Source organism: Polynucleobacter sp. MWH-Creno-3A4, from assembly GCF_018881885.1.
Taxonomy (GTDB): Bacteria; Pseudomonadota; Gammaproteobacteria; order Burkholderiales; family Burkholderiaceae; genus Polynucleobacter.
The window spans coordinates 937,252-949,555 of sequence record NZ_JACXSA010000001.1 but is presented as its reverse complement, the minus strand read 5'-3'; the positions used below and the strand labels follow the sequence as shown (position 1 = coordinate 949,555).

At 45.3% G+C, this 12,304-nt stretch carries 14 protein-coding genes; 3 read left to right on the top strand and 11 right to left on the bottom strand.

Annotated elements, in window-relative coordinates; genetic code table 11:
• Positions 1 to 9: 9 nt before the first annotated feature.
• On the top strand, positions 10 to 933 hold the full coding sequence (locus IEN92_RS04805) for a glycosyltransferase 61 family protein (protein ID WP_216161082.1): 924 nt from the start codon (positions 10 to 12) through the stop codon (positions 931 to 933).
• Here IEN92_RS04805 and IEN92_RS04800 read toward each other — a convergent pair.
• The 4 genes from IEN92_RS04800 to IEN92_RS04785 are packed head-to-tail and all read right to left on the bottom strand — an operon-like array spanning position 913 to position 3,317.
• A complete protein-coding gene (locus IEN92_RS04800; protein ID WP_216161079.1) occupies positions 913 to 1,869 on the bottom strand; it encodes an aspartate carbamoyltransferase catalytic subunit in 957 nt (318 codons plus the stop codon). The two genes, IEN92_RS04805 and IEN92_RS04800, sit on opposite strands and share 21 nt — an antisense overlap.
• Positions 1,869 to 2,369 (bottom strand): bifunctional pyr operon transcriptional regulator/uracil phosphoribosyltransferase PyrR, encoded by a 501-nt coding sequence (pyrR, locus tag IEN92_RS04795; protein WP_216161077.1) that lies wholly within the window; start codon positions 2,367 to 2,369, stop codon positions 1,869 to 1,871. The genes IEN92_RS04800 and pyrR overlap by 1 nt, the downstream gene beginning before the upstream one ends.
• A 2-nt stretch (positions 2,370 to 2,371) precedes the next feature.
• Positions 2,372 to 2,785 carry a Holliday junction resolvase RuvX gene (gene ruvX / locus IEN92_RS04790; RefSeq protein ID WP_216161074.1) on the bottom strand — a complete coding sequence of 138 codons (414 nt, stop codon included), beginning with the start codon at positions 2,783 to 2,785 and terminating at the stop codon, positions 2,372 to 2,374.
• Positions 2,778 to 3,317 carry a YqgE/AlgH family protein gene (locus IEN92_RS04785; protein WP_370623903.1) on the bottom strand — a complete coding sequence of 180 codons (540 nt, stop codon included), beginning with the start codon at positions 3,315 to 3,317 and terminating at the stop codon, positions 2,778 to 2,780. Before IEN92_RS04785 ends, ruvX begins: the two co-directional genes overlap by 8 nt.
• 174 nt (positions 3,318 to 3,491) lie before the next feature.
• Here IEN92_RS04785 and IEN92_RS04780 point away from each other — a divergent pair, with 174 nt between their 5' ends.
• Together IEN92_RS04780 and IEN92_RS04775 are read left to right on the top strand one after the other, a co-directional pair.
• Complete coding sequence (locus tag IEN92_RS04780; RefSeq protein WP_216161071.1) at positions 3,492 to 4,964, top strand: deoxyribodipyrimidine photo-lyase; 1,473 nt, start codon at positions 3,492 to 3,494, stop codon at positions 4,962 to 4,964.
• 40 nt (positions 4,965 to 5,004) lie between these two features.
• Positions 5,005 to 5,844, top strand: a complete 840-nt coding sequence (locus IEN92_RS04775; protein ID WP_216161068.1) for a symmetrical bis(5'-nucleosyl)-tetraphosphatase — start codon at positions 5,005 to 5,007, stop codon at positions 5,842 to 5,844.
• Positions 5,845 to 5,875: 31 nt separating this feature from the next.
• Here IEN92_RS04775 and hemL read toward each other — a convergent pair whose 3' ends face one another.
• From hemL to lptE, 7 genes are read right to left on the bottom strand one after another with little or no spacing between them, the layout of a single operon-like run.
• Positions 5,876 to 7,168 carry a glutamate-1-semialdehyde 2,1-aminomutase gene (hemL, locus tag IEN92_RS04770; RefSeq protein ID WP_216162187.1) on the bottom strand — a complete coding sequence of 431 codons (1,293 nt, stop codon included), beginning with the start codon at positions 7,166 to 7,168 and terminating at the stop codon, positions 5,876 to 5,878.
• A gap of 36 nt (positions 7,169 to 7,204) precedes the next feature.
• A complete protein-coding gene (locus tag IEN92_RS04765; protein ID WP_071464595.1) occupies positions 7,205 to 7,375 on the bottom strand; it encodes a rubredoxin in 171 nt (56 codons plus the stop codon).
• 53 nt (positions 7,376 to 7,428) lie between these two features.
• Positions 7,429 to 8,883 carry a class I SAM-dependent RNA methyltransferase gene (locus IEN92_RS04760; protein ID WP_216161065.1) on the bottom strand — a complete coding sequence of 485 codons (1,455 nt, stop codon included), beginning with the start codon at positions 8,881 to 8,883 and terminating at the stop codon, positions 7,429 to 7,431.
• Between the two features lie 45 nt (positions 8,884 to 8,928).
• Positions 8,929 to 9,354 (bottom strand): CopD family protein, encoded by a 426-nt coding sequence (locus tag IEN92_RS04755; protein ID WP_216161063.1) that lies wholly within the window; start codon positions 9,352 to 9,354, stop codon positions 8,929 to 8,931.
• A gap of 5 nt (positions 9,355 to 9,359) precedes the next feature.
• A complete protein-coding gene (locus tag IEN92_RS04750) occupies positions 9,360 to 10,649 on the bottom strand; it encodes a glutamate-5-semialdehyde dehydrogenase (RefSeq protein WP_216161060.1) in 1,290 nt (429 codons plus the stop codon).
• Between the two features lie 20 nt (positions 10,650 to 10,669).
• The gene (holA, locus tag IEN92_RS04745; protein ID WP_216161057.1) at positions 10,670 to 11,731 is read right to left on the bottom strand and encodes a DNA polymerase III subunit delta; all 1,062 of its coding nucleotides are present in this window, start codon (positions 11,729 to 11,731) and stop codon (positions 10,670 to 10,672) included.
• A gap of 19 nt (positions 11,732 to 11,750) precedes the next feature.
• Positions 11,751 to 12,278, bottom strand: a complete 528-nt coding sequence (lptE, locus tag IEN92_RS04740; RefSeq protein ID WP_216161054.1) for an LPS assembly lipoprotein LptE — start codon at positions 12,276 to 12,278, stop codon at positions 11,751 to 11,753.
• Positions 12,279 to 12,304: the final 26 nt, after the last annotated feature.

Sequence of the window (12,304 nt, the reverse complement as noted above, 5' to 3'; positions counted from 1 at the left end):
AGATTGGGTATGAGAAAAATTAGAGAATTCTTAAAAAATTTGATGTTTTCATTATCGGGCAATGAAAACTACATTCTTTATCAGAATAAGCTATTCACGAATCAGAAGATTGCAGTGAAACATGATCGAATTCGATTTATCAGGCGCTGGATTACGCTTCCATTAAACCTCAATACCCAAGAGCTTAAGGGGGAAGAGTTTTATTTATTGCTTATTCATACCGATAATATTGCCCATTTTTTTCACGATGTTTTCTTTCCTTTTTATGTTCAGTGGCGCAAGAACAAGAAACGCGTTTGCGTTTCCATCAAAGGAGATCGCTTTCAGAGAGAATTTCTTGAGTCAGTCATTGATCCAGAACAGTTGATTTTTCTAGATTACGAAACACCATACTCATTTTCGAATCTCATTCTTACTCCAGAAGGCAGAGATCTGAAAATCTATCCTGAATATCTCAATATTTGTCGCGAAATAAGAAATGTTTGCTTTGCGAAGCACGGAATTATTGAGGCTCGAGATAAAAATTTGATTTATGGACGAAATGAATTGAGTCGTAAAAATTTGCTTGATATTGATCAGCAATTTTTGAAAGAAAATAATATCGAGCAAGTCTTTCTTTCAAAGCTAAGCTTTAGAGATTATCTAAGCACCCTAGCTCAAGCAAAAACCTTTACCTATATGGTTGGTGCAGGGGTTTTTAATTTGCTGTTCCTAGAGCCTAAAGTTAAAGTTTTAGAAATCAACCCCCACCGAAATAATTCGTGGGCCCAAATGTTTGGGATGAGTAATTTATGTGAATTTAATGTGTTGGTTAGCCAAAACTTAGTCAACTCTAGTGCCGCTACCCAAGATGAGACTATCTTAGATAGCCATGTTTATTTCGATGCCAAGATTGAATCCGCAATAAAGACATTAATTGCTAGCAACAATTGACATCGCTGCCATTCTGACAGCAATTCCAAAAGTCACCTGATTCAAAATAACAGATTGCGGACCATCGGCTACAACTGAGTCAATTTCAACACCACGATTCATCGGCCCCGGATGCATCACGATTGCGTCAGTTTTTGCTAATGCCAGGCGTGCAGAGTTGAGACCATATTGCTTAAAAAATGCATCTCCTTCGGGCACTTGCCCGGCCTCCATGCGCTCTTTTTGAATGCGCAAGGTCATTACTACATCGACATCTTTGAGTCCTTCTTCCATGCTATGAAAAACTTTCACTCCCAACATATTTAAATCACTCGGCAACAAACTTTCAGGGCCAATTACGCGAATGTCTTCACAACCTAGCGTGGTCAATGCATGAATATTCGATTTAGCTACGCGACTATGCACAATGTCACCAACAATTGCGACCTTTAAGCCTTTGAAATTTTGCTTAAAGTGGCGCATCGTATACATATCCAACAAACCTTGGGTGGGATGCTGATTACTACCATCGCCCGCATTAATTACGTGGATATGCGAAGGTACGTGGTTAGCAATCTCAATTGGCGCCTTAGAAACACTGTGGCGAACTACAAAAATATCTGCCTGCATTGCCACCAAATTATCGATCGTATCTAAAAGACTTTCACCTTTAGCGGTAGATGAGGTGGAGATATCGAGATTAATGACATCCGCAGATAAGCGCTTGGCAGCAATCTCGAATGTAGTGCGAGTGCGAGTAGAGTTCTCAAAAAAGAGGTTAAAGACATTCTTGCCACGTAATAAGGGAACTTTTTTGACCTCACGAGCTGGATCCGTTACGCTGACAAACTGTTTTGCAGTATCTAGAATATGCAGAATTTGCTCTTTTGGGAGGCCCTCTAATGTCAGGAGATGAGTTAATTCACCAGCAGAATTAAATTGATTTACTGAATTCATTATTCACGCTCCTCGAGCTGAAAGTTGAACTTACCAGCTGTATCTTTTTCTAAGACCAAAATCTGTTGATCTGGAACCTGAATTTCTGCTCCCACAAAATTAGCCATGATTGGTAGCTCACGTCTACCGCGATCTGCCAAGACCATTAATTCCACTTGAGCTGGCCGACCAAAATCAAACAATTCATTCAGAGCTGCTCGGACCGTTCTGCCCGTCAATAAGACATCGTCAATCAAAATCACTTTTGCCCCGTTTACATCAAAAGGCAGCTGGGTAGGGAGTGTGCTCGCCGTTCTTAAAGCAGTCATTCCCTTTTCTGCATAATCGTCCCGATGAAAGGCGACGTTAATCACACCAAAGTGCGGCAAATTTAAATCTTGCGCTAAACGCTCAGCAATCCAAGCGCCGCCCATTGCCAGTCCGGCAAGCTCAAAAGTATCGGATTGCAACCTAATTCGTAAGTTTTCTAATAGCTTCTGGTAAAGGGATTCAGCATTCATTCTTATTTCCGATGTTCTGCAAAATATTGGTCCAAGATGAGCGCAGCAGAATGCGCATCTAGATTGTCGTACATCTGGGAATCTCCCTCTAAAACTACTGAGGTATAGCGCTCGTCCACCCAGGCTACGGGCAAATTGAAACGGCCATGGATCTGATTGCCAAAACGCTTTGCTTTCGCAGTCATCTCATGCTCAGCCCCATCAGGATGGGTAGGTAGGCCCACCACGATTTGTCCTGGCTGCCACTCCTTCAAAATGCTCTCAATTTCTTGAAAAAGGATATCGGCATTAGCCGCAGCAATTGTTTTTAAGGCCTGACTTGCCTTTAGCTCGGTATTTCCCACTGCCACCCCCACACGACGAGTGCCGTAATCAAAAGCCATGACCGTTATTGGTCCAGCACTTGAACTAGGCATGCCCCGCCTCGCCCGAGAGATGGGAGATATCAAAGCCTAAATGACTCATCGCTTTCTCATAGCGCTGACTGTAGGGGGTGTCAAAAATAATGTCTGCCATCTGGTGTTGAGAGAGAGGTACATTGATCCAGCCATTCAGAGTAATTTCCTCTTCAAGCTGCCCAGCACTCCAGCCAGCGTAACCTAAAGTCATTAAGAACTTACGGGGTCCGTTTCCTGAGGCTACAGCCTCAAGTACATCCTTAGACGTAGTCATGGTTAAACCGCCAGGAATAATGAGCGAAGAACTATAGGACGGATTGGGATTGGATTCATGCAAGACAAAGCCACGCTCAACCTGAACTGGACCACCAAAATAGACTGGCTGATCAAATAATGGGGCAATTTCTAATTTGAGCTCTATCTTGTCAAACAAGGTTCCAAGATCCAGTTCAGTGGGTCTATTCACCACTAAACCCATTGCACCTCGTTCAGTATGCTCAAAGAGATAGATGACTGTACCTGCAAAATTGGGGTCAACCATTCCGGGCATCGCAATCAAGAATTGATTCGCTAGATGGTCAGCAGAAAAAGAAATTGAAGACTCTGGCGAAGATCCTAGATCTGAAGCAAGGGGTGCTTTTTTGGCCGAAGTCATATGGGTCTATTTTACAGAAATTAGGGCTTCTACAAGCGCTTTTTAGCAATAGATCATATGATATGGGCTATGCAAAAAGCTCTTGTTTGGCTCCGTCGTGATCTGCGTCTTTATGACAATGCGGCGCTATCTAGCGCCCTCAAAGAGGCCAAGCAAGTCTGGCTCACCTTTATCTTTGATACCGACATCCTCAAACCCCTTTTACAGGGGGAGTTCGATGCCGATGGCCTGAAGCACGATCGTCGCGTAGACTTTATTTGGCAAGGTTTACAACAAATCGATCAAGAACTAAGAGCGCAAGGTAGCGGCCTGATCGTGCGTTTTGGCAAGCCAGACGAGTGCATTCCTCAAATCGCTCAAGAACTTGGAGTCAACACAGTATTTGCCAATCGAGACTATGAGCCATCAGCTATTGCTAGAGATGACTCTATAAATTCAACTCTGAACGATCTTAATATCGATTTTCAGCAATTTAAAGACCAAGTGATTTTTGAGAAAAAAGAAATTCTCACGAACTCGAGCACCGTCTTCTCAGTCTTTACGCCATATAAAAATAATTGGCTCAAAACATTACAAGAAAAAGATTTAGCAGCACATGAATGCATTCCTAAGCCAGAACAACTTGCAGCAATCCCTAAAAAATTGGATTTAGGGCTTCCTTCCCTTGAGTCCATGGGATTTTGTGCCACAGGGATTGAAGCCTATCTACCACCAGGCTCAGAGGGTGGGCAGGCCTTTCTGGAAGACTTTCTTTCTCGAATTGATCAATACCAAATCGGCAGAGACTTTCCCGCCATCAAAGGTGTGAGTTATCTGTCCACCCATTTGCGTTTTGGCATGCTCTCGATTAGGGGCTTAGTTCGCGAAGCACATCGTCGCATGCTTGCTGGCAGTATGGGTGCAACGATTTGGTTGAGTGAACTGATTTGGCGAGATTTTTATTTCATGATTTTGGCCAATCACCCTCGCCTTGCTCAGGGTGAATCTTTTAAGCCAGACTATGAAAAGATCGTCTGGGAGAGTGCTGCTACTGCTAAGAAATTATTTAGCGCTTGGTGCGAAGGAAAAACGGGGTATCCCCTGGTGGATGCTGCCATGCGTCAACTCAATCAAACGGGTTATATGCACAATCGCCTGCGGATGGTAGTTGCCAGTTTTCTAACGAAAGACCTCGGAATTGACTGGCGCTGGGGTGAAGCATATTTTGCCGAGCATCTCAATGACTTTGAGTTCTCATCCAATAATGGCGGCTGGCAATGGGCATCTTCATCTGGCTGCGATGCTCAACCCTACTTTCGCATCTTCAACCCCATTACCCAATCAGAAAAATTTGATCCCGAAGGCAAGTTCATTCGCCGCTACCTTCCACAACTAGAAAAGCTCTCTTCTAAAACCATTCATGCTCCTTGGAAAGCTGGGCACCTAGAATTAGAAGCTGCTGGGCTTGTCATCGGCAAGGACTATCCAATGCCAATTGTTGATCATGACGAAGCTCGCCAAAAAACTTTGCTACGCTACAGCGTAGTTAAAAAAATTAGCTAGCAATTCTTCAAAGAAATTCAATTCCGCTTTAAGATACAGCATGACTAAGATTTACGCAGTTGGTGACATCCAAGGATGCACACCTTCACTCAAAAACCTCCTGAAGAAGCTTCCCAAGAAATCGAAGTTGATCTTTTTGGGGGACTTGGTGAACCGCGGTCCAGACTCTCTTGGAACGCTTAGACTGCTCAAATCTTTACAAGAATCTGGTCGTGCTGAATGCATTTTAGGCAATCATGACCTTCATCTTCTAGCGATCGATGCAGGCATACGCAAGACCAAGGGCTTAGATACCGTTGATCGAATCTTAAAAGCACCTGATCGCAAAGAGTTGATCAACTGGGTCCGCAATAGACCTATGGCCCTGACGAACGGCAAAGTGCTAGCCGTACATGCAGGCGTATTGCCTCAGTGGGATCTCCAACAAACGATTAAATGCGCTCATGAAGTTGAAGAGGCTCTGCGCGATAAATCCTATCAGAAGTTTTTGGCCAATATGTATGACAACACGCCAAGCAAATGGAGTAATTCCTTAAAAGGTTACGAACGCTTACGTGTCATAACCAATGCGCTTACTCGTATGCGCTTTTGTACGCCCGGCGGTAAGATGGAATTTATCAGCAAAGAAGGTTTAGAAAGTGGCCCCCGTGGCTACCTTCCTTGGTTCAAAGCACCTAAGCGAAAAACTGCCAATACCCTAATCTACTTCGGACACTGGTCGACACTAGGTCTACTGCGACGCCACAACGTGATTGGTCTTGATACTGGGTGCGTCTGGGGCGGCAAGCTCACCGCTATGGAAATGTCAGGTACCAATAAAGACTCTAAGGCATTGCAGATCATTCAGGTGGCTGGCTATGACCATCCACTCAGAATGTAGTAACTGCGTTGTATTGCTAAATCTATTTTTCTCAGAGTTTTTTAAATGCTTCATGGGCAGCTGCAACGATAGCGGACACTACCTCATTGTCATGCGCAATTGATGTAAAACCAGCCTCATAGGCTGAGGGCGCCAGGTAGACACCTTGAGCCAACATCAAGTGGAAGAATTTCTTAAAGGCTTCAATATCAGTTTTAGTTACCGCCTCAAAAGAGGTAGGCACTTCTTTAGAAAAATAGAAGCCGAACATACCGCCAACACTATCTACCGCAAATGGAATGTTTGCTGCATCTGCTGCCTGCTTTAATCCAGCCATTAACTTTTGCGTTTGACCTGTTAAACACTCAAAGAATCCTTCTCGAGAAATAATTTCCAGCGTTTTCAATCCAGCTGCAACTGCCACAGGATTTCCAGACAGAGTTCCAGCCTGATAAACATTGCCCAAGGGGGCTAACTTAGACATGATCTCTTTTTTGCCGCCAAATGCTGCCATCGGCATACCGCCACCCATCACCTTGCCCAGACAAGTGAGATCTGGGGTGATTCCTTGCAAAGACTGAGCGCCGCCTAAAGCCACCCTGAACCCTGTCATCACTTCATCGTAAATCAAGATGCTGCCATGCTTACTGGTGAGACTACGAATTGCGGATAAAAATTCCGCTGAGGGCTGAATCAAATTCATATTGCCAGCAATTGGCTCAATGATCACTGCTGCAATTAGATCGCCCTGCTTTTTAAATACCTCTTCAATCGCTGCTATATCGTTGTATGGCAACACTAGAGTGTGTTTCACCAAATCTTGCGGGACACCACCAGAAGATGGTGCGTTCTGAGTAGAATCTGCAAAGGTTAACAAGCCAGAGCCTGCTTTCACCAAAAGACTATCTGCATGGCCGTGATAACAACCTTCAAACTTGATAATCAGATCACGACCCGTATAACCTCGTGCCAAGCGTAAGGCACTCATAGTCGCCTCCGTGCCGCTCGAAACCATTCGCACTTGCTCAACACTGGGCATCAATGCGCAGATACGTTCTGCCAACTCAATCTCGCCCTCAGTTGGAGCGCCATAGCTAAAGCTGGTTTCAGCTGCTTTTTGTACTGCCTCAACTACCTCTGGATTTGCATGGCCCGCAATCATCGGGCCCCAAGACATAATCAAATCAATGTATCGCTTGTTTTCTGCATCCCAAAAGTATGGGCCTTTGGCTTTAGTCACAAAACGCGGCGTACCACCCACTTGACGAAAGGCACGTACTGGTGAGTTCACCCCACCAGGAATCGTCTTTTGTGCGCGCGCAAATAAGGCTTCGTTTTGATCTATTGTTGCCACTGTGAATTCCTCGCCATGCATTCCGAACTAAATCGCCATCATTTCAAAATCTTCTTTACGAGCTCCACACTCTGGACAAGTCCAGTTCATCGGAACATCTTTCCAGAGGGTGCCTGGTGCGATTCCTTCGTCTGGCAAACCTGCTGCCTCATCGTAGACCCAGCCACAGATTAGGCACATATACGTTTTAAATTCCATCTTTACTCTCCGCTTGATTCTTTTGAAAGATTACTTCATCTCATTTTAGGGGTTTAATCCTCATTAGAAGAAGGACGCTTGGCATGCATTTCAAATTTAAATAGCCGACACTCTAAGGGGCCGTTAAACAAAGGGGTGCGCTTAGACTCTTTGATCCGTAACTGGCCAGGTAAAGCCATATCTGCAGTCAATACAAATACATTCCAGCCCCCAAAGCTATCTTTGAGATGCTGGCCAAATTGGCGTAAGAATTCAACAAACTTCGGATCTTGCTCTTCCTGAGCTTGAAGTTTCTTTAAGGACTCTCGACTAGAACGCTTGGCACTCTGACGACCTGTTTCTAAATTCATTTCAAAGCGATTCTCAGGTTCAACATCAGCCTCGATATCTCTAGAGTCACGATCATCACCCTTTACGCCTCTACCACCTTTAATGACAAGACGCTCACCATAGGGTGGATTTAATAACATCACACCATCATGAGCATTGGCCGGGGGTTTACTGGCTAAGGCATCAACCTGACGAACAATCGGTTGATCTGGTAATTGCGCTCTTTGCCAATTGCCCCTGAACATGGAAACCAATTTTTCATTAATGTCACCACCACTAATTTTCAATGCATCAACATTGGGATATTGCTTACGCTTTTCTAATATCTGCTCAAGTGCAGCATCCTTCAGATTAGTCCAACGCTTTTGCTCAGCAACTTCTTGAAAGGGCTTGAGCCTTTGAAATCCAAAACCATGAGTCGATGTGACCAGTGGGCGGTAAGCCAGTTTGCTAGGCTTAGCATCATTACCATACATCCCTGCTCGAATGGCTCCCGAAGGTATAGCCAGAGCCATCTGAGCGGCTTCAATCAAAAAGGTTCCACTGCCACACATAGGATCAAATAACGATTGTCCAGGGTTCCAGCCAGTAATCGACAAAATGCCAGCAGCCAAATTTTCTTTGAGGGGGGCATCGCCTTTTTCATCCCGCCAGCCACGTTTAAATAACGCTTCACCAGAGGTATCTAAATAAATCGTAATTTGGGTTGCGGTGAGATGGGCTTGCACACGTACATCCGGAAAGGCAGTATCAATACTGGGGCGATCTCCCGTCACATCACGTAAGCGATCAACGATGGCATCTTTAATTTTGAGTGTTGCAAAGTTCAGACTCTTAAGTGGTGAGCGATGGGCTGTGACATCCACACGTAAGGTTTGCCGCGAAGTAAACCAATCCTCCCACGCCAAGCCGCTGGCCAGTTTATACAGGTCTTCTTCTTGCCGATAAGGTGCTTGCGCCATTTGCAATAAAACGCGACTGGCGATTCTGGAATGGAGATTTAAGGCCATCGCAGCAGAAATCGGCGCTGCAAGACCAATCCCGCCGGTCGGGCTTGTTGGGGTTGGGTCTATTACCCAAGCGCCTAAGGCCTTGGAATCAGGACGTTGTGCAATTTCTGCAAGCTCCTGAGCAAGCGGTACTTCTAAACCACCTGGACAAACAACAAAAAATCTCATGGGACTAACAGTCTAGAAAAAGATGGGGAAATTCAAGCCGTCGATCTAGGGCTTAAATAGAACGAGAGCAACGATGACAACCAGCAGAATGACTGGCACTTCATTAAACCAGCGATACCAAACACCTGACTTTGTATTCACGCCGGCACGAAACTTTTTCAGCAAGCTAAAACAAGCATGGTGATAGCCAATCACCAACAGCACAAAAAATAGCTTGGCATGCATCCAAGCATCCCCTGCGCCAATACCAAAGTACAGCCAGAGTGTCAGTCCCAGCAAAACGGCTGGCACAGCCAAGATCGTCATAAAGCGAAAGAGGCGATCTGCCATACCTAGAAGACGCGCATAGGCTTCAGTATTTTTCTCATCCGCCAAGTTCACAAAGATGCGGGGCAAATAAAACAAACCTGCAAACCAAGATGTGATGAATACAATATGAAAGGTTTTCACCCAAAGATAAGAATTACTCATACTGATTAAGTCCGAATCTCGCCATGACCCATGACGATATATTTGAGGGAGGTCAGACCATCTAAACCTACTGGGCCGCGGGCATGTAATTTATCGTTTGAGATACCAATTTCTGCACCTAAACCATATTCAAAGCCATCAGCAAAGCGCGTGCTAGCATTTACTATCACGCTGGCGCTATCAACTTCACGCAAAAAACGTTCTGCCTGCACTTTATTGTTCGTAATAATGGCATCCGTATGCTTGCTGCCGTAGCGCTCAATATGATCCATAGCTTCATTGATATCAGCCACAGTCTTAATTGACAAAATCGGTGCTAAGTATTCGGTCTGCCAATCCTCTTCGCTGGCATCTACTAAATCGTTAAAACCATTTTCTTCCAAGGTTTTGCGAGTCAAAGGATCTACTCTAAGCTCCACTCCCTTGTCTTGATAAATCTTGCATAGTGTCGGCAATACTTTTTGAGCGACGGCTTGATTCACCAATAAAGTCTCCATCGCATTACATGGTGCATAACGTTGCGTTTTAGCGTTGTCACAAACCTTCACAGCCATGGCGACATCCGCATCTGCGTCAATATAGGTATGACAGATACCATCCAAATGCTTGATCATGGGTACGCGTGCTTCAGCCATTAAGCGAGCAATTAAGCTCTTGCCGCCTCGTGGGACGATGACATCAATATATTGCGTCATCGTAATCATCTCACCGACGGCACTGCGATCGGTAGTGCTTATTACCTGCACAGCATCTTTTGGAAGATGGGCTGCAGCCAAACCTTCTTGAATAATTTGCGCTAACAAGGTATTAGAGTCAATGGCCTCAGAGCCCCCGCGCAATATGACTGCATTGCCGGACTTTAAACAAAGTGCAGCCGCATCAATGGTGACGTTAGGGCGTGACTCATAGATGATGCCAATGACACCCAGGGGAACGCGCATTTGCGCGATTTCAATCCCAGATGCTTGCTTGTGAAATGCAGATATCTTCCCAATAGGGTCATCCAAGGAAACAATTTGCTCAAGACCCAAAGCCATTGTTTCGATAGTCTTAGGAGTCATGGTGAGGCGATCCACAAAGGCTGCATCCTGGCCATTTGCCTTTGCGCGCTCGACATCAATTTGATTGACTTTTTGAATGTCGCTCGCTTTTTGGCGAACCAGCCTGGCAATATGCAATAGCGCTTGATTCTTTTGCTCAGCAGATGCACGTGCCATCGCACGCGATGCGACGCGCGCTCTTTGACCGATGTCTTGCATCATTTCCTGAATATTGATATTCACTGCTTCACTCATATTCTTAACCTTCTAAAACCCTAACGCAATAAATTGCCAAGCACACGCAAACCATCCCAAGGATCAGCCGGAAGATCTGCAGCATGCAAACCTTTTGACTGGCGATCCAATCCCGCAGCTACCTGCATTGCTTTACGCAGTTTCAGGGGTTGCACACGTCTAATAGCTGTTGGATACAAGCGCTCTTTATTGCCCCAAATCCGATTGGCTCGCATCAGCTGTTGTACAGACTCACCAGCATCACTCGCAGCCTTTAATTTAGATAGTAGCCGAAGCTCTTCCGTTACGCTCCATAAAATTAATACTAGTGGTTCGCCTTCGCCTTTTAAACCATCCAACATCCGGTTTAGCCTAGGCAAATCACCCGCCAACATGGCTTCCGTTAATTCAAATACGTTATAGCGCGCCACTTTCAGAATCGAAGAACGAATTTGCTCCTCACTTAGCTTACCAGCTGGATATAGCAATCCCAACTTCAAGATTTCTTGATGAGCAGCAATTAAATTGCCCTCAACTTGATCAGCAATAAACTCTAATGCCCGCTGCCCCTCCGGTCCGACTTCCACTTCCTGGTCCTGCTTTTGCAATCGACCCGCAATCCACCGCGGTAAATGACTACGGTCTAGCGTATCTATCTGTATTGCCATGCCCGCCTCATCTAAGGCGCTAAACCAAGCAGAGGTCTTGGTTTTTCCATCGAGTCTGGGTAACACGATACAAATGACTGTATCAGGACCATCAGAACCTACTGGCATCTCAGAAATTTGTGCGGCAAATTGTTTTAATGCGTCCGCACCATCACGTCCAGGCTTTCCAGTAGGAATCCGCAGTTCAACCCAACGCTTATCACCAAATAGGGACATAGTTTGACCCGCATTGATCAGCGAACTCCAATCGAAGCCTCGCTCTTGCACCATCACTTCGCGATCAGTAAAGCCCAGCTTCTTCGCAGCTATACGCAACTGATCCATTGCCTCCATCATTAGAAGTGGTTCATCACCACTAAAAATATAGAGTGGAGACATGGCTGCGCCAGAACTCAAGGTTTTAAGATGTACCTGCAAGGCGTCGACTTTGACCATGCGAGTTCTCGATCAATCTCTAGAAACTTCTTGCTTGCGGATTTTTAGCTGCAGCAGAAAGGCGGCGCAGAATCTGCAATGCCAAATCCTTACGCATCTGCGTTAAGAACTGTGCCTGCTGAACATCAGTCGCCAAAACAGTGGAGTTGGAGAAATCCATGTCTCGAGTAATGTAGATATCGCTCTCAGGAATAATTTCTGCGCCAGCCAAATCGTAAGCCCGAAATGCTACACGAATAGTTAGTCGATAAGCAGATACCTGACCAGTAGAGCTATAGGCCAAAATTTCTCGGCCATTGAGCTCATTATTCACATCCAATATTAAATCGGCATCTTTGGGGTTAATGGCAACCTTCACATCCGTGCCAGTCAAAATAGCGGTTGTTAAATCTGCGCGCAGTGGAGGCGATGGATTTCCGGTAATAGCAATCGCTTTAAAGGGCAAGTCAACCATGCCACGCAGACGATATCCGCAAGAGATTAGGCCGCTTAAGGGCGCAAGCGCAACAAGCCCTAAAAGTCTCCGTCGAATGTGATTGGCGCTCATATTTTTAGATTCTAGTTAGAGTAATT

What these genes read in the sequence shown, in the direction of transcription:
- IEN92_RS04805 (WP_216161082.1), top strand. Translation starts at nt 10, where the DNA reads ATGAGAAAAATTAGAGAATTCTTAAAAAATTTGATGTTTTCATTATCG.
- IEN92_RS04800 (WP_216161079.1), bottom strand. Translation starts at nt 1,869, where the DNA reads ATGAATTCAGTAAATCAATTTAATTCTGCTGGTGAATTAACTCATCTC.
- pyrR (WP_216161077.1), bottom strand. Translation starts at nt 2,369, where the DNA reads ATGAATGCTGAATCCCTTTACCAGAAGCTATTAGAAAACTTACGAATT.
- ruvX (WP_216161074.1), bottom strand. Translation starts at nt 2,785, where the DNA reads ATGCCTAGTTCAAGTGCTGGACCAATAACGGTCATGGCTTTTGATTAC.
- IEN92_RS04785 (WP_370623903.1), bottom strand. Translation starts at nt 3,317, where the DNA reads ATGCCCGGAATGGTTGACCCCAATTTTGCAGGTACAGTCATCTATCTC.
- IEN92_RS04780 (WP_216161071.1), top strand. Translation starts at nt 3,492, where the DNA reads ATGCAAAAAGCTCTTGTTTGGCTCCGTCGTGATCTGCGTCTTTATGAC.
- IEN92_RS04775 (WP_216161068.1), top strand. Translation starts at nt 5,005, where the DNA reads ATGACTAAGATTTACGCAGTTGGTGACATCCAAGGATGCACACCTTCA.
- IEN92_RS04765 (WP_071464595.1), bottom strand. Translation starts at nt 7,375, where the DNA reads ATGGAATTTAAAACGTATATGTGCCTAATCTGTGGCTGGGTCTACGAT.
- IEN92_RS04760 (WP_216161065.1), bottom strand. Translation starts at nt 8,883, where the DNA reads ATGAGATTTTTTGTTGTTTGTCCAGGTGGTTTAGAAGTACCGCTTGCT.
- IEN92_RS04755 (WP_216161063.1), bottom strand. Translation starts at nt 9,354, where the DNA reads ATGAGTAATTCTTATCTTTGGGTGAAAACCTTTCATATTGTATTCATC.
- IEN92_RS04750 (WP_216161060.1), bottom strand. Translation starts at nt 10,649, where the DNA reads ATGAGTGAAGCAGTGAATATCAATATTCAGGAAATGATGCAAGACATC.
- holA (WP_216161057.1), bottom strand. Translation starts at nt 11,731, where the DNA reads ATGGTCAAAGTCGACGCCTTGCAGGTACATCTTAAAACCTTGAGTTCT.
- lptE (WP_216161054.1), bottom strand. Translation starts at nt 12,278, where the DNA reads ATGAGCGCCAATCACATTCGACGGAGACTTTTAGGGCTTGTTGCGCTT.